Source organism: Hymenobacter sp. BT559, assembly GCF_017571525.1.
In the GTDB taxonomy this organism is placed as follows: Bacteria; Bacteroidota; Bacteroidia; order Cytophagales; family Hymenobacteraceae; genus Hymenobacter; species Hymenobacter ginsengisoli.
In genome coordinates this window covers 259581-277940 of record NZ_JAGETY010000004.1, presented here as the reverse complement: position 1 = coordinate 277940, position 18360 = coordinate 259581, and the positions used below count along the sequence as shown (strand labels likewise).

Below are 18360 nucleotides of genomic sequence, written 5' to 3'. Positions count from 1 at the left end.
CGGGCTAGGCAGGGGGCAGCAGTGGCAGCGTGACGGCAAAGATGTCTCCCGCCTGCTGCACCTGCACCGGCTGGCTAGCCCCGAGCAGCGCGTAGCGCTGGCGCACGTTGGCCAGGCCCGTGCCGGTGCCGGGGGCTAGCCCGGCGGCGCGGGGCTGCCAGGTATTTTCGACGCGCAGGCTGGCCACATCGGCTGCCAGGCGCAGATGCAGCGGGCGGGCCCGCGAGGCCTCGTTGTGCTTAAGCGCATTCTCGACCAGCCCCTGCACGCTGAGCGGGGCCACGCGCCGGGCCAGCGCGGCGGTGGGCACGTCGTAGCTTACCAGCACATTATCGCGAAAGCGTACCTTTTGCAGCGCCACGTAGGTCTGCACAAAAGCCAGCTCCTCGGCCAGCGGCACGGTAGGGCGCTCGCGGCTCAGCAGCACGTAGCGGTAGACATCAGCCAGGCCCTCCACGTAGTGCTGGGCGGGCTCGTTCTGGGGCTCGATGAGCGCGGCCAGGGTATTGAGCGAGTTGAAGAGAAAATGCGGGTCGAGCTGCTGGGCCAGGGTATCGAGCTGGGCCTGGGTGCTAGCCTGAGCCAGGTGGTCGGCGCGGCGCAGATTGGCTTCCCACTGCACAAACAGGTGCCGGCTTTCGTAGAGTAAAAGCACGATAAACGTCGAAACCAGGTTCAGGCTGATTTCGCGCAGCTCGTCGGCCAGGTGCAGGTGGTAGCCTTGCAGCATGGCCAGCAGCCCGGCCAGCGTCAGCGAAGCGGCCGCCGTATAGGCCACGCCGGCGGCGGCCAGGCACCACAGGCGGCGTGCCGTGGCGGCCTGCTGTGGCCAGCGGCGCAGCAGCCATTGCCACAGCGCGCGGTTGCCGAGCCAGAGCGTGATGGTAAACAGCAGGGCCACCCCGTAGTCTACCAGCCAGTGCCACCCTAGCGGCTGGCTGTAGCTGCCGCGGGGCACCAGCTCTAGCGCGGCCAGCAGGGGTATGCCAAAGAGCAGAAAGCGCCGGTCGTTCATGCAGGCGAAGGTCGGGGCAAATAAGTAGGCCTAGTGCATAGCCACCAGCGGGCGCCCGGCCAGTGCCCCCAGCAGCAGCCCCGCCACCGCCGCCGCATACAGCGCCGTGCCCAGCCAGGTGAGCACCACCGCCCGGCGCGGCACCCAGCGGCCCAGCGCCCAGCCCAGCAGCGGCAGCGCCTGCAAGGCGTGCATGCCCAGAAAATGCGCCGCGCGCAGGTCGCCGGCCACGGTGCTCCAGCCCAGGCCGGGCAGGCCGGGGCCGCCGTCGGGGGCGCCCACCGTGTGCTGCTGATTATGAATCATAAACCCGCCCAGCACTGAGCCGATGAGAAACACCAGTAGCCCGAGCCGCAGGCCCCATACGTAGCCCGCCGACCCGGCCGGCCGGTGGCGCCACGCCAGGTATAAAGCCCAGACAGTCATAGCCGTATTCACCACAATAAATAGGCCCATCAGCCCAAATAGGGCGCCGTTGAGCGGACTGCTCGCGTTGTAGTGCGAGCTGGTGCCGCGCGCCGCCTGAACGAAAATAACCGCGATTTCGACCACCATACTGGCGGCTACGCCCCAGCTCAGGCGGCGCACGGCAGGCTGCGCGGCGGCCGGCAGGCTAGCCAGCAGCCAGCCCAGCGTCCAGGCATAGGCCACAATGGACAACGAGAATTTCAGCGGCTTCAGCCACACCAGCAGCCCCGTGACGTGGCGGTGGTCGAGGGGCAGCAGCACCAGGGCTAGCCCAGCTAGCCCTACATTGAGCCAGCCGGCGTAGGCGAGCGGCGCGTTGGCGCAGCGCAGTATGCGCATCGCCTCAATAAAGCGGTTGCCCAAGTTGTTGGTAGCAGCCGTGCTAGGGGCATCCTGTGCGAAATCAGCGAGCGAGAGCGTTTTCATAATGTTGGTTGTTAGTAGGTTGCGAGATGCTTTTTTGCCCGAAAGCCCGGCGCACGCCGAAATACACCAGCAGCCCCACCGGCCCAAACAGGAACGTGAGCCCTAGCGCCGGTACCAGCGCTACGTGCGGCACGCCCCGGCGCTGGGCATCGCGCACCTCCCAGGCGCCAGTGAAGAGGTCGAAGCACAGGTAGTGCACCCACCCCGCCAGCAGCGCCCAGGGGTCTTGAAAGAGCGCCGCCACCTGTGCCAGCGAGCCAAAGCCGCCCTCGGCGCCGTGCCCGCCCAAGTAGTGCGTGGTGATGAGGGCAGCGTAGGCCAGGGCCAGCCCTAGCGACCACGCCCCACTGAGTACCAAGGCGTTGGTAACGCGCCAGCGCGGGGCTAGCACCAGGAGCGCCCAGCCCAGCATAGCGAGCGGGTTGGCCAGGGAAAATAGGAAGTCGGGCGTGAGCATGGGCTGAGGAAGGGGCTAGTAACTGCTTCAAAACTACGGACTTGCTCATGACCCGGCTAGCCCAAAACGGGTGAAGCCGCCCGCGCCCGGGGCCAAGCCGCCGAGCGACGGGGTGAAGCAGCTGTCTGGTTGCATTCAGGTCATTATATTGCGTTATCTAATTTCCACGCTACCCATCGCCCCCTTATGTTGCCCCTGCTACTGACTCTCGCGCTGAGCACCACGCTTCATTTGCTGGCTAGCCCGGCGCCGCCCGTTACGCGCCTGCACGGCCACCTCGCGCACGCGCCGGCCGGCGACACCGTGCTACTCTTTATAGGCGAGCGGCGCGTAAAAGCGCCCCTCAGCGCCAGCGGCGACTTTCAGATTCAGCTAAAAGACCTGACGCAAAGCACCCCTACGGAATTCAGCTGCGCTGGCCAGCGTACGCAACTGTATCTGCAGCCGGGCGACCAGTTGGTAATGCTACTCGACTTCAAGGATTTCGACCGGACCCTGGGATATACCGGCAAAGGCAGTGAGGTCAATAATTACCTGGCTCACTCGCTCTATACCTATCAATATGGCCCTGCTGCCCCCGACCTGCCCCGGCCGCAGAACAACCTGCGCACGACCACGCCTGTTGAAATTCGCCGTCTCAGCGATGCCTACCGCGAGCGCCGGCTGGCTAACCTGGCCAGCTACGCCAAGGCTCACTCACTACCGGCCGAGTTTATTCAGGATGAGCAGTTAGCCATCAATACCAACTGGGCCACCACACTGCTCATGTACGCCACCATGAACCCGACCTCGGCAGCAGGCGAGCCCCTTCCCGAAGCCTACTACAGCTTTTTGAAGGAGCCTTTTGTGAAGCAGGTGAGCCGGCACTGGGGCCGAAGCCTGATTGATAACTCGCTGGTGGCCAATTTTGTGATGGGCTATCAGAGCCGCTTAGTGCCCTCTGGTCGGCTCAGTACCGACCCTGCGCAAGGCCCGCGCCTCTACCAGCTAGCTACCGCCGAGTTGGGCGATACCAAGGCGCGTAACTGGACGATGGAAGCAGTGTTATTCAATTCTATTCGCAATAATCCGGCCGGCGCGAAAGTATTTTATGCCACCTTTCGGCAGCACAACCGCGACTCGGCCGTAGCTCGCTCAGTGCGGCAGGCCTTTGCCCAGCGCCAGCAGCTCAGTGCCGGGCAGCTAGCCCCTGCGTTTACCCTCACTGATAATACCGGCAAACAGGTGTCGCTGGCCGACCTGAAGGGCAAGGTGGTGTACCTCGACTTCTGGGGCACGTGGTGCGGCCCGTGCATGCGGGAGATGACTGAATTTGCTCCCACCCTCAAAAAGCAGTTTGAAGGCCGTGATGTTGTATTTCTCTATATCTCGGTGGGCGATGCCGAAGCCAAGTGGCAGCAAGCACTGGCCGATAAGCACTTCACTGGCCCTAGCAGCGTACACCTGCGCGCGCCTGACAGTAGCCTGGCGGCCACCTACCTGGTAAATGGCTACCCCACGTACTACCTCATCGGGCGCGATGGTCGTTTTGTCACCGTGTATGCTTCGCGCCCCTCTGACGGGCCCGAAACCGTGGCCGCCATCGAGCAGGCGCTGAAGCGCTAGCCCACCGGGCGGCGGGGCAGGGCCCAAGTATCTTTGTCTGGCTATTGCCGATTTTGTTATGGGTGCTCCGTCCAGTTGCCGCACCGTTGCAGCTAACCGTTTAATTATAAAGGCGCTGGCCTGCCTGGGTTGGGTCGGGCTGCCGCTGCTGGCCGCCGCCCAGCGCCCGGCCCCGCCGCCATTTAAAGCGCCGGCGTTTCGGCAGGCTAGCCCCGCCCTGGCGGCGGGTGGCACCACTGTCAGCGGCCATGTGGATGCGCCCACGGCCCGCACCATCAGCCTCAGCTACGGGCCCGACTGGCGCGGCCATCTTACCCAAACGGTGGAGGCCCGGCTGAGCCCGGCCGGCGACTTCCGGCTGACGGTGCCCCGACTGGCCGCGCCCACCGAGGCCCGGCTAGGGTATGAGAACACCTACGCCACGCTCTACCTCTCGCCCGGCGACGCCCTGCGCCTGACCTTCGATGCCAGCCGCTTTGAGCGTACCCTGGCCTTTGCCGGGCGCGGTGCGAATGCCAATAACTACCTGACCCAAAGCAGCCTGCTGGCTAGCCAGGACGACGAGGCCGGCCGTACGCCCGACGCCCGCGCCGGCCGCCTCAGCGCCGCCGAGCTGCGCCGCGCCGCCGATACCTACCGCCAGCAGCGGCTGGCCGCGCTCGCCGCCTTCGCCGTGGCCAAGCCCATGCCCGCCGCTTTTGTGCACCAGCAGCGCCAGGCCATTGCCGACGAGTGGGCCAGCTCGCTGCTCAGCTACACCTCGCGCCAGTCGGCCGAGCGGCGCCAGGCCGGCTACGCCACGCTGCCGGTGAGCTACTACGATTTTTTAAGCGAAATGCAGCTGGCTAGCCAGGATTCGGCCCTGACGCAGAGTGCTTTCCAGGGTCTGCTCATGACCTATGGCTTCACCCAGCTCAACGACGAGGACGGTAACCTGCCTACCGGTCCCGCCGCCGGGCGCCGCCTCTACCAGCGTGCCACCGAGGCCCTGGGCGAGGGCCGCGTGCGCGACGTAGCTGTGGGCCAGTACCTGCTGGGCAAGGTAGAGAGCGAACATACCGACATACGCCCGCTGCTGCCCGACTTCCGGGCCCACAACCACGATTCGACCATTGCCCGGGAGGTGCGGCAGGCTGTACGCACCCACTTGGCCCTAGCCAGTGGCCAGCCCGCGCCCGATTTTACGCTGCTCGATGCCAGCGGCAAGAAGGTATCGCTCAGCAGCTTGCGCGGCAAGGTGGTATACCTCGACTTCTGGGCCACCTGGTGCGCGCCCTGCCTGGCCGAAATGCCGGCTAGCCTTGAATTGCGCCGCAAGTTTGCGGGCCGCGACATAGTGTTCCTCTACGTATCGCTCGATAGCCAGGCCGCCGACTGGCAGAAGTACTTGGCGACCAAGCAGGTGGCTAGCCCCAACGCCGTGCAGTTGCACGATGGCGGCGCCTTCGACGGGGCTGCCCCCCGCGCCTTCAATGTGCAGTCCATTCCGAGCTACTGGCTCATTGGGCGCGATGGCCGCATCATTGCCAACAACCCGCCCCGGCCCTCCACCAGCCCGGCCATCGACAATGCCTTGGAGCAGGCGCTGAAACTTTAAGGGAAAGCGCTGGTTGAGAGCCTCCGTGTTTCTACATATTTACTTCATTAAAACGGGTTAAGGACGCACCGCGTACCTTGCCCGTGCAGGTGTTATTTTTATTTGGTTGTGTTTAGTATTCAAGTGGTTTGGCGTCGGGCTTGGTCGAGCTGCGGCTGTTGGTGGGCGGTGCTGCTCGCACTGAGCCTAGCTGGGCCTGCCAGTGCCGCGCCGGCGCCGCCCGACTCGTCAAAGCCAGCTCCAGTGTTTGCCCGCCGCCGGCCCGTGCTGCAAATCGACTCGCGGTATTCCATCATTAATAGCCACTTCTCCATTATCAACGGCCTCAAGCTCGGCCTTGAGTGGCGGGGCCGGGTGCGTACGGGCCTAGCGTTCTATTTCCTGAGTAGCCGCATTCCCACCCGCCTCGAACCGCCCGACAATGCCACCGACGACCCCGACGCCACTCTGCGCTTCTACAACGTGGCGCTCTACGGCGAATACATCGTGCTCGAAAACCCGCGCTGGGAGCTCGGCGCCAACCTACAGGGTGGCATGGGCGCGGTGCGCGTCGAGTACAACAACGAAGACCGGCCCGGCACCCGCTCAAGCACCCCGCGCGATTTCATTGCCCTCATCGAGCCCTCGGTAGCCGCGCAGATGCGCGTATTTTCCTGGGCTAGCCTCGGGGCCGGGGCCGGCTGGCGCCAGCCGCTGTTTGTGGATGAGGTGGTGCGCCGCGAAATCAGCGGCCCCATTTTCTACCTGCGGGCCAAGATTCTCCTTGTGCCGCTGCTGCGCATCCTGCGCAACCACGAGCCGCTTTTTTCGCAGAAAGACCTGCGCATTCATAGTATGAATGACCGCACTCGGCGGCGCACCTACGGCGAATAAGCGCTTATTTGCCAGTTGAATACGTAAAGCCCACCGTCAGATTGGTGTTGAGCGGGCTGCGCCCTTCGACGGCCACACTCTCGTACGAATAGGCGTAGGTAGCCGTGAGCGCCAAGTGCCGGCTCACCGTAAAGTTCAGGCTGCTAGTCGAGTTCACCCGAAAGTCGCCCGTAACGTCTTGCAGCGAGGGCTGGTAAAAAGCCAGCGCCGTGAATACCACCGGCCCCTTTTTGAGGCGCAGCTTGAGGCGCGTTGAGCTGCGCGGCACCCTGCGCAGCAGCTCTTCGAGGTACTGCGTGTGCTCGTAGAGAAAAAACTGACTGAGGCTAACCTCGTTGCGCAGCGAGTCGAGGTAAAACTGGTAGCCCACCCCCGCGCCGCCCACCAGGCGCCGCGCGATAGCGCGCAGGTTGCTTTGCTCGCCCTCGGCCAGGGCGTAGTATTTCAGCCTGCCCACTTGGTAAGCCGGCGTAAACAGGCCGAGCACCTCACGCTCGCGCAGCACGCGGTCCTGCTTGCCATAGCTGAAGTTGAAGGCTGCCGGCAGCAGCCAGTGCTGGCCCAGCGCCAGGTTGGCCGTGTGACTGGTAGTGAAGTAGATGCGCTCGACGGTGCCCGTGCTGTAGATGCCCGTAAGCGCCGCCGTGTAGCGGATGCCCTGCCCGCTCACATTGTAGGTTTCAAACTCCGACGACGGCAGGCCGCTAGCGCCGCTGCTGCTAGGGGCCACCACCGGCGCGGCCGCCGTATCGGCGGCCACCGGGGCGCTGGTCGAGTCGGGTACCTGGGCCAGCACGTGGCCCGGCCGGGCCAGGCCAGCCAGCAGCAAGCCGCCCAATATGTAGCGCTTCCGCGCCAGGGGTGGCATAAGCAAATCGTTGATGCGCAAGTGAATAAGGCTAGCGGCGTGGGGCCTCGGTGCCGCGCAGCGTGGCCGCCCGGTCCAGCTTGCCCGAGGCCGTAGCCTTGAAGGTGGGCACGTACACCACGGCCTTGGGCAGCTCATACTTGCCCAGGCGGGCGGTGAGCAAGCCCAGCAGGCGCTTTTCGAGGGGGCTAGCCAGGGGCTCGCCTTCCACGTAGGCCGTTACGGCCTGGCCGAGGCGCTCGTCGGGGCGGCCCGCCACAAAGGTGCGGCGATTCTGGCCCAGCTCGGCCAGGGCCACATCGAGCACCAGCTCTACTTTCTCGGCCTGCACCTTCACGCCGCCCGAGTTTATCACAAAATCAACCCGGCCCAGCCAGTCGAAGGTGTGCTTGTCGATGAGCTCGATGCGGTCGTTGGTCACCACGAGCTTGTCGTCGGTCACGTCGCCGCGCACCGTGAGGCAGCCGCGCTCGTCCTGGCCCAGATGCAGGCCCGGCAGCACGTGGTAATAGGGGCTAGCGTGCGGGCCATTGAGGCGGCGCAAGGCCATGTGCGAGGCCGTTTCGGTCATGCCATACGTCAAAAACACCGGCACTTTCAGCTTCTGAATCTCGGCCAGCAGGCTGGGCTCCACGGGCGCGCCACCCACCAAGATGGCCCGCATTTTATTGAGCCGGCTAACCCGCCCGGCGGCCAGCACGGCCCGCATCTGCAGCGGCACAAAGGCCGCGAAGTCAAACTCAGCCTCGGCGGGCACGAAGTCAAACGGGTCGGCGTGGGGCTCCACCACGGTCAGGCGCATGTCGCGCTCCAGGCCGCGCACCAGCATCATCTTGCCGCCGATAAAGTCGCAGTTCAGGCACACCAGCGCGCGGTCGCCGGGCCCTAGGTCGAAGTAGTCGCCGGTGCGCCGGGCCGAGGCCACCAGCTGCCGCCGCTTCAGGGTGATGAGCTGCGGCTGGCCCGTGCTGCCCGAGGTGCGCAGCCCAAACTCGTGGGCGCCCGTGAGCCACTGGCGCAGCAGCTCCAGCACTTTGGCCTCGTAGCCGTTGAGGTCAAGGTGCGGGTTAGGCGTTTGCTGAATGCTGTCGTAGCTGAACTCGCGGCCATTTAGCAGGAGCGAGGTGGGGAGATTGGGGCTGGGCATGGGGCAAAATTAGGCTGCCGCGGCGCTAGACCCGGCTACGTGGTCAGCAAGCCACCTGCTTCTACTTAGATAGATGCGCCAGCCGCCTAGCATATCACCGCCCATACTCGTACACCACGTAGCCCCAGGGTTCCACCTTCCACGGCTTGCTCGTGAGCGGCTCATTGGTATACATAAACAGGTTGTAGGGCTTGCCCTGAAGCGCCTTTTCCTTCACGCTGATAGTCTGCTCTTTATTTGATAAGTTCAGGATAACCAGCACCTTCTTGCCGGCCTTCTCGCGCACGTAGGCGTACACGGTGCGGTCGTCGCCCACGTGCACCTTGCGGAAGGAGGCATCGGCCGCTAGGGCCGGGTTGCGCTTGCGCAGGTCGAGCAGGGTCTTGTAGAGCTTGGCCCGCTGGTATTTGCCGAAGGCCATCGGGTCCTTATCGAAAAACTTGAGCGGGCGCAGTACCGGCTCTTCCTGCCCGCTGTAAATGAGCGGTACCCCATTGCCCATGGTCTGGGTAAACACGGCGAAGGGCGCGTGCACCCGGCCCGGAAAAGAGCCATAATCGGCTTTATTCCAGCTATTTTCATCGTGGTTGCTGGTAAAGTACAGCTGAATGGTGCCCTTGGGATACTTGGCCTGCTGCTCGCGCCAGATGCTGTCGAGCGCCGTGGCGGGGCGCTTGCCAGCGGCCACCTTTTCCATAGCATGAAACATGTGCCAGGGGTACACCGCATCGAAGCCACTCTGGGGCAGGTAGGCACTGTCGCCCTCGGCCAGCATAAACAGGTTTTTGCCTTGGCGTAGCGTCGGGATGGCGCGCCGCCAGAAGCTAGCCGGTACGTTCCAGGCTACGTCGCAGCGAAAGCCGTCGATGTCGCTGCTTTTCACCCAGTAGCGCATGGCCGCAATCATGCTGTCCTGCATCTCCGGGTTTTTATAGTCGAGCTGTTTGGTATCGTCCCAGTCGAAGGCCACGGCGGGCTGGCCCTCCTTGTTCTTCACAAAAAAGCCAGGGTGCTGGGCTAGCCAGCGATTGTCGGCGCCGGTGTGGTTGGGCACCCAGTCGATAATCACCTTCAGGCCTTTGGCATGCGCGGCTTTCACCAGGCGCTGCCAGTCGGCCATGGTGCCAAACTCGGGGTTAAGTTTGGTGTAGTCGGCTACGGCGTAATAGCTGCCCAGGCTACCCTTGCGGCCCACCTTGCTGATAGGATTGAGGGGCATAAACCACAGCGTTTCTACGCCCATCGCCTTTAGGCGGTCGAGGTGCTTGGCGAAGGCGTTGAGCGTGCCCTCGGGCGTGTACTGGCGCACATTCACCTCGTAGATATTGCCTTGCTCAATCCAGGCAGGGTGGGTGAGGGGCCGGGCGGGCACGGCAGTAGCCTGCCCAAACGCCTGCGAAAGCGCACAGGCGCTCAACAGCACCAGTAGCAGATACTTTCTCATCGGAGTAAGGAGACGTAGTAGGAACAAATTACGGCAGCTTAACGCCCTTAATTGGAAAGTATAGTGAGTGAGTACTTGCTTTTTTCGTTCGGGCATCGTATACTTACACATCACCAAGCGCCTACTGCCATGACTACGTTATCGCTTCCGTTTGCTGCCGTAGCTCCAGTTGCTGCTCCTGTTGCCCCAGCCGCCCCCTGCTTCACGCGCGACGAAGTAAAGGCCCGTGCCAAAGCCATAAAGAAATGGCGCAAGCACGAATCGCGCCGCTACTTCTTCAGCTGGTGCGCCTGCCTGCACGCGCTGGGCTTTAGCTTCTAGTAGCCCTTAGTACACTTCTGAGAGCCGTATCTTGTTGAGTACTACACAATTTTGCACGGGATGTTCGCGTCCTCATCTATGGCATACACGGCGCATAGGCGGTGGTAGCCATCGGCAATGACAACGCGCCCGTGCGCGGTGTCGCGCACCAGCAGTATCGGTGATATTTTCTCGCTATGCGTCAGCTTGGCATAGTATTGCTCGACGTGGTAATTGCTGATGCCGAGCAGCGGCAGCGCAGAGGCACGAAAAATATCCTTAGCCTTAAAGCTCTCCAGGTCAGCATCCTGTAGCTCCTTCACGAGCTTTTTGGACATTCCTGGTTTATATATCAGGCTCAGATACGAATAAGCTGCTGCATAGTCGTGCTTTTCAGGTTCTTTTAGCCATTTTACTTTGTGCATTTCCTTCATCGTGCGCTCATTTTTTAGTAAAAAACGTAGAAAGAGGTGTTTTGAAGGCTTATACTGCGGGGCCGCCCAGGCGGTTATCTGCTGGGTAATCTTTGGTTGGCTTGGCTAAAAAAAGTGCGCCACCCCGGCCTAGCCGGGGTGGCGCACTTTTTCAAAGAGTAGCTCTGGCCTACGGAAACTTCGGAAACTTATCAAAATCGGGCTTACGCTTTTCGAGGAAGGCATTTTTGCCCTCCTTAGCCTCGTCGGAGAGGTAGTAGAGCAGCGTGGCGTTGCCGGCCAGCTCCTGAATACCAGCCTGGCCATCGAGCTCAGCGTTGAAGCTCGATTTGAGCATACGCAGGGCTAGCGGGCTCTTTTGCAAGATTTTGTCGCACCATTGCAGGGTGGTTTCTTCGAGCTTGTCGAGCGGTACTACTTTGTTCACCAGGCCCATATCGAGGGCTTCCTGGGCGTTGTACTGGTCGCAGAGAAACCAGATTTCGCGGGCTTTCTTCTGGCCCACGATGCGCGCCAGGTAGCTAGCCCCAAAGCCGCCGTCGAACGAGCCCACCTTGGGGCCGGTCTGGCCGAAGCGGGCGTTATCGGCCGCGATGGTCAGGTCGCAGACCACGTGCAACACGTGGCCGCCGCCAATAGCCCAGCCCGCTACCATGGCAATCACGGGCTTCGGAATGCTGCGAATCATCTTCTGCAAGTCGAGCACGTTGAGGCGCGGCACAGTGTCCTCGCCTACGTAGCCGCCGTGCCCGCGCACGCTCTGGTCGCCGCCCGAGCAGAACGCCTGGCCGCCCTCGCCGGTGAAGATGATGACGCCGATATCGGAGCGATTGCGGCAAATATCCATCGCCTCAATCATTTCCTGCACCGTGAGCGGCGTGAAGGCATTGTGCACCTGCGGCCGGTTGATGCTGATTTTAGCGATGCCTCCGTGCTGGGAGAAAAGGATTTCCTGGAACTCCTTAATGGGCGTCCACTGAATGGGTTCGGGCATAAAAAATGAAATAAGGTGCGCTGAAATAGTTAAGAAAAAGCTTGCTTAACAGCGGTACGGTATTCTTCAAAAAACGCCGCGTTGGTTTTGGAATCGGTAAAGATTTCCAGCACTGCCGCGCCGCTTTCGGCCGCAAAGAAAACCGGTAGCGCGGCTTCAAGTTCAGCAAAAGATGAAACGGGCAAATAGCGCAGCTTAAAATCGCGGCACAGGTTTTCGGCCGTAAGTGCCTGATGAGTTTCAAAAAACTCGTCGAGCTCGGGCTGCTGGCGCGGTCCGTCGATGAGCCGGAAAATGCCGCCACCGTGGTTGTTGAAGAGCACCACCCGCAGGTTGGGCGCGGGGTAGTTGTGCCAGAAGGCGTTGCGGTCGTAGAAAAACGCCACGTCACCGGTCAGTAGCACCACCGGCCGCTCGGGCTGGGCCAGGGCCGCCCCCACGGCCGTGCTGGTGCAGCCGTCGATGCCGCTGGTGCCACGGTTGGCAAACACCGCTACTTGCTTGCCCTCGGGCAGGCCGATAATGTTGGCGTAGCGCACGGCCATGCTGTTGGCCAGGTGCAGGGCGGTGCCCTCGGGCAGGCTGGCCAACGCCCGCTGCATGGCCGAAAACTCGTTGAACGGCTGGCCTTCGGCGGCAAAAAAGCGAGCCAGGAAGTTAGCCGCCAGGCTGTCGGCCTGTTGCCACGTCAGGCTAGGGGCGGCCGGGGCATCCGGGCTTTCGGCCAGCGCGGTGTCCTCCGTCACCTTTTGGGCTTCGCGCAGGCTGAGAAAGTAGCCAGGGCCAAGGCTTTCGGCCCGGTTGTAGTCTTTGGTTTCGGAAGCGGTAAGCTGCTGAAAAAACACCGTCGGCGCCACCCGAATAACCCGGGTGAGGCTGCGAAAGGTATCGGCAGCCTCGCCGCTAGCCTGCAAATGCCAGTGCTGGGCCGGGGAAGCTTCGCGCAAAAACAGCTTTAACGCCTTAGAAATCAGCGACTGGCCAAAGGTGATGAGCAAGTCGGGCTTGAGGGACTCCTTCTGCTCTTTAGACAAGCCCGCCAGAAAAATATCCTGCCTACGCACGGCCGGCACGTCTTGCAGATTGGCGATGCTGTCGGCCACCACGGGCAGCTGGCGCACGGCGGCAAACTCGTAAAGCGCGGCCGTGAGGCTGGCCTGCCCGGCCTGCTGGCCTGCTACTACCAGCACCTGCCCGGCATCGCGCAGCCGCCGGCGCAAGTCCAGAATCTCGCCGGGAGGCAGGGTGGTAGTGGCGTGCTCGTCGCGGATAATCTTGACGCTGGCCTCATATGCTACTTCTTCGCCGGCCTTGGGGTAAAAAGGCTCGCGCAGTGGCACATTCACGTGCACCGGGCCGGCGGGGCCCGCTAGGGTCAGGTTAATAGCTTCATTGATAATCCGCTCGGCGTGCCACTTGGCGTCGGCGTGCGAGGTATCGGCCGGGAAGTCGAAGGTGCCCTTGGCGTGTGCGCCGTAGAGATTGCGCTGCCGGATGGTCTGGCCGTCGAGCTGGTCTATCCATTCGGGCGGGCGGTCGGCGGTGAGAATTAACAGCGGAATTTGCTGAAAAAAGGCCTCCGCCACGGCTGGCGCATAGTTGAGGCCGGCTGTGCCGCTGGTGCACACCAGCACCACCGGCCGCCGCGTGGCCTGCGCAATGCCCAGCCCGATGAAAGCGGCCGCGCGCTCGTCGGGCACCACGCGCAGCAGGCCCTGGTAGGCCGGGTGGCGCGCAAACGCCAGCGTGAGTGGCGCCGAGCGCGAGCCCGGCGACAGAATAACGTCAGTAATACCGTGCCGGGCGCAGATTTCGGCGATGTTGAAAACGGCTTGGAGTGGGTTCATGAAGTCGGTTAGGGGCGGTGGGTGGGGCGGCCGGGCTTGGTGGCCGGGGCCTCGGCTTGCAGCGCGCCGAGCAGGCGCACCAGGCTGGCCATGTCGCGGTAGTCGAGCACTTCTACGGGCGAGTGGGAGTAGCGGCCGGGCCACGACAGCGGTACCGACGGAATACCGTAGTTCATAAACTCCAGCCCGTCGGTGCCGCCCACCGTCATACCCTCTTGAATAGCAATATGCTGGCGGTCGGCCAGCGCGTGCACGCCCTGCACCAGGTCGCGCCGCGCAAAATTGATGCTCTCGACTACCCGAATGACCGCGCCCTGCCCGAGCGGGCAGTAGCCAAAGGCAGGCGACTCCTGCGGCGCGTCCGACGACACGAAGGTGTCAATCGGGTACACCACGTTGGCGTCGCGCAGGCTCTGGGCGGCAAAGGCTGAACCCAGCAGGCCGATTTCCTCGCCCGTCGACCACACATAGGTGACGCGGCAGGGCAGCTTGGCGGGGTCGAGGTGGCGCAGGCTCAGCAGCAGGGCCGCGCAGCCCACGCGGTCGTCGAGGCCGCGGGCGGCGGCCCGGGTGGGGCCTAGCGGGCGCAGCGCCTTGGGCATGGTCACGGTGGTGCGGCCCGGCTCGATGCCCGCCGCCCGCGCCTGCTGCGCCGAGGCGTAGCCCGCAAACACGGTGGGCATAGCGGCCGCAGCCCGCTTAGTAGCGCTCAGATACTGCGGGCGGGGCTCAAACACGGCTGGCACATCGGCTTGGCCCGGGCGGTGCAGCAGGGCCGGCTGCGCCTCCCACAGCCACGGAAACGCGCCGCCCTTCAGGCTGAGCACCAGCCGCCCATCGGGCCGAATAGAATCGACTACGAAGCCTACCTCGTCCATGTGAGCCACGAAGACGAGGTGCTTCTTGCCCTGGCCGAAGTTCAAAATAAGGTTACCGGCCTGGTCTATAGTGGGCTTGGCCCAGGCTGGTAGCTGCTTGGCGATGAACTCGCGAACTGGTGTCTCGGCCGTGCTCACGCCGTACTGGCCCACCAGGCCGGCCAAGAGCTGGGCTTCGGGCGTGGGGGCGGGCGCAGGCGGTTTTGGCACGGCAGGGGGGCTAGCCACGGTGGCTACCGTGGCGCCCGGTGCGCCCGCTGCCGCCAGCCACGCCCTGATGAGCTGCTGCACATCGGCCACGGCCACAGCCTCGACGGGCGTGTGGGCGTAGCGGGCGGGCAGGCCTAGCAGGTAGGTGTGGGCAGCAGCAAGTTGGGCATTGGGCAGTACTGGCTTGCGGGCTGCCCGGGTGGGCGTGGCCAGAATTTGGCCGGGTAAGGAGGAGAACTCCTGGTCAGCTAAAAACTGGCCGGTGCCAGAGGGCTCGGCTTCCAGATTGCGGTCGAATCGGTACACCTCTTTGAAGGGGCCATATTGATTGGCTACGGCCTCAAAGCCCTTGCCATTGAGCAGGTCGAGGGTTGTCCAGGCGATGACCGTGGTGCCGGCGGGCGGCGCAGCCAGCAGGGACTGGGCGGCGGTAGCCAGCGCCACGGCGGCGGCCTTTTCGCGCATGGCCGGCGCGGCTACCCACTGCTGGCCCACCAGCACGGGCTTTTTTTCGAGCGTTACGGGGTCTAGCAGCCGAATGCCCTGCTGTGCCACGGCTGCCGCCGAGCCCGCGCCTGCATCCAAATAAGCTGCCTGCCACGAAAAGGGGGCCAGGGTGCGCTCGGGCGTAGCCCGCAGGTTGTCGTAGTGCGACGAGGGCACGCCCGAAATACCATTGCGCGGCCCGCTGGCCGTGCCAATGCGCACGTCGTGCCCTTCCAAAAACTGATGGTACAGCGCGCCCGTGGCGCCCCCACCCACCGGCGCTACCCGCAGGTAGCCATTGGCCTGAATCTGGCTCACCACGTAGCCCGGCTCGTCGAGCGGCGCCACCAGCAGCCGGCGCGGGCTGCCACTGCCCACCACCAGCACCAGGTTGCCAAGGCGGTCCGTGCGCAGGGTGCCGGCCTTAAACAATTCGGTTATAAAGCGGCTAGCTTCTTCCTCGCGCCCCGGCACGGCGCTGGTGCGCGCATACGCCTGCAGCAAAGCCGGTAATTGTGCCTGGGCCGGGGCCGCCCAGCTGCTCAACAATAAGAGTAATGGAAGCAGGCGCATAGGCAGAGGCTAAGGATGGGAGGAGGGTTGACAGTACGGCGAAAACATCCGCAACATTAAAAGAACGTCCGGTTTGTCTGACCTTCTTTTCAGTAAGGAGAAGGAAAACTGGGAGTGCCAAAGAAAGCAACGCGGCACTTGTTCCCGCGCGGCTTACCACCTTGCCTTACCCCAGCACTGCGGCTACGGTTTGCAGCTTCAGCTCCGTTTCCTGCCACTCGCGGCTAGGGTCCGACTCGGCGGTGAGGCCGGTGCCAGCGTAAAGCACCGCCTCGGTGGGCCGTAGCTGCAGGCAGCGCAGGTTCACGTAGAGGCGCGATACGCCGGGGCTAGCCACGTTTACCGGCCCCAAAAAGCCGCTGTAATAGGCGCGGTCGTAGCCCTCGTGGCGCTGCAAAAACTCCAGCGCGGCTACTTTGGGCATGCCACCCACGGCCGAGGTAGGGTGCAGCAGTCGCAGCATGTCGGTGCCGAGCGAAGCAGCCGCGGGCACGTTTTTCAAATCGACCTCAAAGTCGGTGCGCAGGTGCAACAGCTGGCCCGCCACCGCCGTGCGCGGGCCGGCCTCGTGGTATTCGCGCAGGCGCAACTGCTTGAAGCAGCTCACGATGTAGCGCGCTACCAAGGCCTGCTCCTCGATTTCCTTCTGCCGCCAGATGGCATCTTGCGGCGAGCGGCCCGGCACCAGCGGCTGGGTGCCGGCCAGGGCCATGGTGTGAAAAAAGCCATCGGCCGTTACTTCGGCCAGCACCTCGGGCGACACCCCTAGCCAGGTGCCCACGCCCGGCACGCTCACCAGCGACACAAAAGCGCGCGGATACTGCTGGCTCAGCTCCCGAAAGGCCGCTAGCGGGTCGAAGCCCACCGGCAGCGGCTGATGCGCCACCCGCGAGGTGACCACTTTCACCACTTCTTTGGCCTCAATCGCCGCTACACCAGTGCGCACCAGCTGCGTGTACTCAGCCTCGGTGGCGGCGGGCGGCGCGGGCTGGGTGCTGTAGTGCCAGGCCAGCGCGGGCGGTGTGGGCAGGGCTAGCCAGGCCGTGAGGTTGGGCACCAGCTCGCGGGCGGCGGGGGCAATGCGCACCACTGCGGGTTCGGCCAGGTCGTACTGCACATCGGCGGGCAGGAAAAGCGCCGGGTTGTGGTCAGAATCGCGAAACGGGAAAAATGCGAAGCCCGCCGGCGCCTGGGCATCGAGCGCGGGCGGCAGGCCCGTATAGGAAGCTTCGAGCGCGCGCGCCACCAATAGGCGCGGCTGGCTAGCCTCCGGCTCGCGCCAGAGCGCCAGCGGCCGGCCCGTGCGCAAGGCACCCGCCACCAAGTGGCGCAGCCGGGCCCACGCATCGGGGCTAGCGGCGGTGGGCCACGAAAGAAGCCGGGGTTCAGCGGTGCGCATCAGGCTTGTTTTTCTTTGGCAGCGGGCAGGTCTATCACTGCCATCGTGATGCGGCTAATGCACACCAGGGCCCCGGTTTCTTCGTGCGTGATGCGGATTTCCCACACCTGAGTGGTGCGGCCTACGTGCAGGGCCGTGGCCTGGCCCCGCACCCAGCCCTCGCGCACACCCTTAATATGGTTGGCGTTGATTTCGAGGCCCACGCAGGCTTGGCGCGTCACGTCGATGCGCGTGGCGGCCCCGATGCTGCCCAGCGTTTCGGCCAGGGCCACCGACGCGCCGCCGTGCAGCAGGCCCATCGGCTGGTGGGTGCGGCCATCGACGGGCATGCGGCCTTCAAGGTACGTTTCGGTGAGGGCCGTGAGCTCAATGCCGAGCGTGTCGGCTAGGGTAGGGCGGTGCGAAACCCAGGTTTTTACGTCGTCGAGAGTCATTGTAGGGCTAAAATCGGTTGTCAGGACAAGCTTGCGAAGCCATTGCCCCAGGGCGAGTTGTGCGGGTGTCGTGCGGGGGCAACTGCTTCGCAGGCTCGCCACGACAACCGATTTTTAACCGGCCAGGGAAAACGAACAACGCAGTAGCCAACCCGTACTTTACGGCATTGTTCGGCAAAACTACTCCGCCTACCCTCGTGCCAGTTCAGCAGCTTTATCTTCTTCGCCACGGCCAGACCGACTTCAACGTGCAAGGCATTGTGCAGGGCAGTGGGGTCGACTCGGACCTTAATGCGCGGGGCCGCGAGCAGGCCGCGCAGTTTTGGGCCGCTTATCAGCATATGCCCTTTGCCCGCGTGTACACCTCCAGGCTCAAGCGCACCCGGCAGTCGGTGCAGCAGTTTATCGACGCCGGCCTGCCGCACGAAGAGCACGCCGGCCTCAACGAGATAAGCTGGGGCACCCGCGAGGGCACCCGCATCACGCCCGAGGAAGACGCCGAATATGCCCGCGTATTGGACGCCTGGAAGGCCGGCGATGACCACGCGCGCCTGCCCGGCGGCGGAAGCCCGGCCGAGGTAGCGGCCCGCCAGCGCCCGTTTATCGACCTGCTCGAAAGCCGGTCCCAGGACGAAATCGTGCTGGTGTGCCTGCACGGCCGCGCCCTGCGCGTGCTGCTGTGCCAGCTGCTCGGCTACCCGCTGCGCTACATGGATGGCTTTGAGCACCAGAACCTCTGCCTCTACAAGCTGCACCGCACGGGCGGGCACTACACCATCCGCAATTTCTTAGACGTTAGCCACTTGGCGCCTCCGCGCTAACTTCACTCCCCTAGCGGCCTTGCGGCCGATTGTTTCCCCACGTTTTGGCGGCTAATTTTGGCCCCCAATCCCAACCTGCAACTC

Annotated in this window: 17 protein-coding genes; 5 read left to right on the top strand and 12 right to left on the bottom strand. The window is 63.8% G+C overall.

Translation table 11 applies throughout. The features are described 5' to 3' along the window. Positions 1-4: 4 nt before the first annotated feature. Genes J4D99_RS07660 through J4D99_RS07650 form a run of 3 tightly spaced genes read right to left on the bottom strand, consistent with a single transcriptional unit; the run spans position 5 to position 2366 of the window. A complete protein-coding gene (locus J4D99_RS07660; RefSeq protein WP_208131114.1) occupies positions 5-1015 on the bottom strand; it encodes a sensor histidine kinase in 1011 nt (336 codons plus the stop codon). Between the two features lie 30 nt (positions 1016-1045). Further along, positions 1046-1909, bottom strand: coding sequence for a hypothetical protein (locus J4D99_RS07655; protein ID WP_208131113.1), 864 nt, complete (start codon positions 1907-1909; stop codon positions 1046-1048). Next, positions 1887-2366, bottom strand: coding sequence for an ABA4-like family protein (locus tag J4D99_RS07650; RefSeq protein ID WP_208131112.1), 480 nt, complete (start codon positions 2364-2366; stop codon positions 1887-1889). Before J4D99_RS07650 ends, J4D99_RS07655 begins: the two co-directional genes overlap by 23 nt. A gap of 186 nt (positions 2367-2552) precedes the next feature. On the opposite strand from J4D99_RS07650, the gene J4D99_RS21790 reads away from it, so the two are divergent. From J4D99_RS21790 to J4D99_RS07635, 3 genes are all read left to right on the top strand, one after another. Next, positions 2553-3971, top strand: a complete 1419-nt coding sequence (locus tag J4D99_RS21790) for a TlpA family protein disulfide reductase (RefSeq protein WP_236018566.1) — start codon at positions 2553-2555, stop codon at positions 3969-3971. Positions 3972-4029: 58 nt separating this feature from the next. Further along, a complete protein-coding gene (locus tag J4D99_RS07640; RefSeq protein WP_208131111.1) occupies positions 4030-5568 on the top strand; it encodes a TlpA family protein disulfide reductase in 1539 nt (512 codons plus the stop codon). Positions 5569-5736: 168 nt separating this feature from the next. Further along, positions 5737-6441, top strand: a complete 705-nt coding sequence (locus tag J4D99_RS07635; RefSeq protein WP_208131110.1) for a hypothetical protein — start codon at positions 5737-5739, stop codon at positions 6439-6441. 4 nt (positions 6442-6445) lie between these two features. Here J4D99_RS07635 and J4D99_RS07630 read toward each other — a convergent pair whose 3' ends face one another. The 3 genes from J4D99_RS07630 to J4D99_RS07620 form a co-directional block, all read right to left on the bottom strand. Further along, positions 6446-7309, bottom strand: a complete 864-nt coding sequence (locus J4D99_RS07630) for a DUF481 domain-containing protein (protein ID WP_208131109.1) — start codon at positions 7307-7309, stop codon at positions 6446-6448. A gap of 31 nt (positions 7310-7340) precedes the next feature. Further along, positions 7341-8456 (bottom strand): AMP-binding protein, encoded by a 1116-nt coding sequence (locus J4D99_RS07625; RefSeq protein WP_208131108.1) that lies wholly within the window; start codon positions 8454-8456, stop codon positions 7341-7343. Positions 8457-8550: 94 nt separating this feature from the next. After that, the gene (locus J4D99_RS07620; RefSeq protein WP_208131107.1) at positions 8551-9900 is read right to left on the bottom strand and encodes an alpha-amylase family glycosyl hydrolase; all 1350 of its coding nucleotides are present in this window, start codon (positions 9898-9900) and stop codon (positions 8551-8553) included. Positions 9901-10029: 129 nt separating this feature from the next. Here J4D99_RS07620 and J4D99_RS07615 point away from each other — a divergent pair, with 129 nt between their 5' ends. Beyond that, positions 10030-10221, top strand: a complete 192-nt coding sequence (locus tag J4D99_RS07615) for a hypothetical protein (RefSeq protein ID WP_208131106.1) — start codon at positions 10030-10032, stop codon at positions 10219-10221. A 41-nt stretch (positions 10222-10262) separates the two neighbouring features. Here the strand turns inward: J4D99_RS07615 and J4D99_RS07610 are convergent, their stop codons facing one another. From J4D99_RS07610 to J4D99_RS07585, 6 genes are all read right to left on the bottom strand, one after another. Beyond that, the gene (locus J4D99_RS07610; protein WP_208131105.1) at positions 10263-10538 is read right to left on the bottom strand and encodes a hypothetical protein; all 276 of its coding nucleotides are present in this window, start codon (positions 10536-10538) and stop codon (positions 10263-10265) included. A 265-nt stretch (positions 10539-10803) separates the two neighbouring features. Continuing rightward, entirely contained in the window at positions 10804-11628 is an 825-nt protein-coding gene (menB, locus tag J4D99_RS07605; protein ID WP_208131104.1) for a 1,4-dihydroxy-2-naphthoyl-CoA synthase, read from the bottom strand. Between the two features lie 29 nt (positions 11629-11657). Further along, positions 11658-13475 carry a 2-succinyl-5-enolpyruvyl-6-hydroxy-3-cyclohexene-1-carboxylic-acid synthase gene (gene menD, locus J4D99_RS07600; protein WP_208131103.1) on the bottom strand — a complete coding sequence of 606 codons (1818 nt, stop codon included), beginning with the start codon at positions 13473-13475 and terminating at the stop codon, positions 11658-11660. An 8-nt stretch (positions 13476-13483) separates the two neighbouring features. Beyond that, positions 13484-15622, bottom strand: a complete 2139-nt coding sequence (locus tag J4D99_RS07595) for a M28 family peptidase (RefSeq protein ID WP_208131102.1) — start codon at positions 15620-15622, stop codon at positions 13484-13486. A 166-nt stretch (positions 15623-15788) separates the two neighbouring features. Further along, the gene (locus J4D99_RS07590) at positions 15789-17021 is read right to left on the bottom strand and encodes a chorismate-binding protein (protein ID WP_208131101.1); all 1233 of its coding nucleotides are present in this window, start codon (positions 17019-17021) and stop codon (positions 15789-15791) included. Then, a complete protein-coding gene (locus J4D99_RS07585; protein WP_208131100.1) occupies positions 17021-17455 on the bottom strand; it encodes a hotdog fold thioesterase in 435 nt (144 codons plus the stop codon). The genes J4D99_RS07590 and J4D99_RS07585 overlap by 1 nt, the downstream gene beginning before the upstream one ends. A 167-nt stretch (positions 17456-17622) precedes the next feature. On the opposite strand from J4D99_RS07585, the gene J4D99_RS07580 reads away from it, so the two are divergent. Continuing rightward, entirely contained in the window at positions 17623-18276 is a 654-nt protein-coding gene (locus J4D99_RS07580; protein ID WP_213019522.1) for a histidine phosphatase family protein, read from the top strand. The last annotated feature ends 84 nt before the right edge of the window (positions 18277-18360 follow it).

Coding starts and splice junctions, on each gene's coding strand:
- J4D99_RS07660 (WP_208131114.1), bottom strand. CDS start 1,015: ATGAACGACCGGCGCTTTCTGCTCTTTGGCATACCCCTGCTGGCCGCG.
- J4D99_RS07655 (WP_208131113.1), bottom strand. CDS start 1,909: ATGAAAACGCTCTCGCTCGCTGATTTCGCACAGGATGCCCCTAGCACG.
- J4D99_RS07650 (WP_208131112.1), bottom strand. CDS start 2,366: ATGCTCACGCCCGACTTCCTATTTTCCCTGGCCAACCCGCTCGCTATG.
- J4D99_RS21790 (WP_236018566.1), top strand. CDS start 2,553: ATGTTGCCCCTGCTACTGACTCTCGCGCTGAGCACCACGCTTCATTTG.
- J4D99_RS07640 (WP_208131111.1), top strand. CDS start 4,030: ATGGGTGCTCCGTCCAGTTGCCGCACCGTTGCAGCTAACCGTTTAATT.
- J4D99_RS07630 (WP_208131109.1), bottom strand. CDS start 7,309: ATGCCACCCCTGGCGCGGAAGCGCTACATATTGGGCGGCTTGCTGCTG.
- J4D99_RS07625 (WP_208131108.1), bottom strand. CDS start 8,456: ATGCCCAGCCCCAATCTCCCCACCTCGCTCCTGCTAAATGGCCGCGAG.
- J4D99_RS07620 (WP_208131107.1), bottom strand. CDS start 9,900: ATGAGAAAGTATCTGCTACTGGTGCTGTTGAGCGCCTGTGCGCTTTCG.
- J4D99_RS07615 (WP_208131106.1), top strand. CDS start 10,030: ATGACTACGTTATCGCTTCCGTTTGCTGCCGTAGCTCCAGTTGCTGCT.
- J4D99_RS07610 (WP_208131105.1), bottom strand. CDS start 10,538: ATGTCCAAAAAGCTCGTGAAGGAGCTACAGGATGCTGACCTGGAGAGC.
- menB (WP_208131104.1), bottom strand. CDS start 11,628: ATGCCCGAACCCATTCAGTGGACGCCCATTAAGGAGTTCCAGGAAATC.
- menD (WP_208131103.1), bottom strand. CDS start 13,475: ATGAACCCACTCCAAGCCGTTTTCAACATCGCCGAAATCTGCGCCCGG.
- J4D99_RS07595 (WP_208131102.1), bottom strand. CDS start 15,622: ATGCGCCTGCTTCCATTACTCTTATTGTTGAGCAGCTGGGCGGCCCCG.
- J4D99_RS07590 (WP_208131101.1), bottom strand. CDS start 17,021: ATGCGCACCGCTGAACCCCGGCTTCTTTCGTGGCCCACCGCCGCTAGC.
- J4D99_RS07585 (WP_208131100.1), bottom strand. CDS start 17,455: ATGACTCTCGACGACGTAAAAACCTGGGTTTCGCACCGCCCTACCCTA.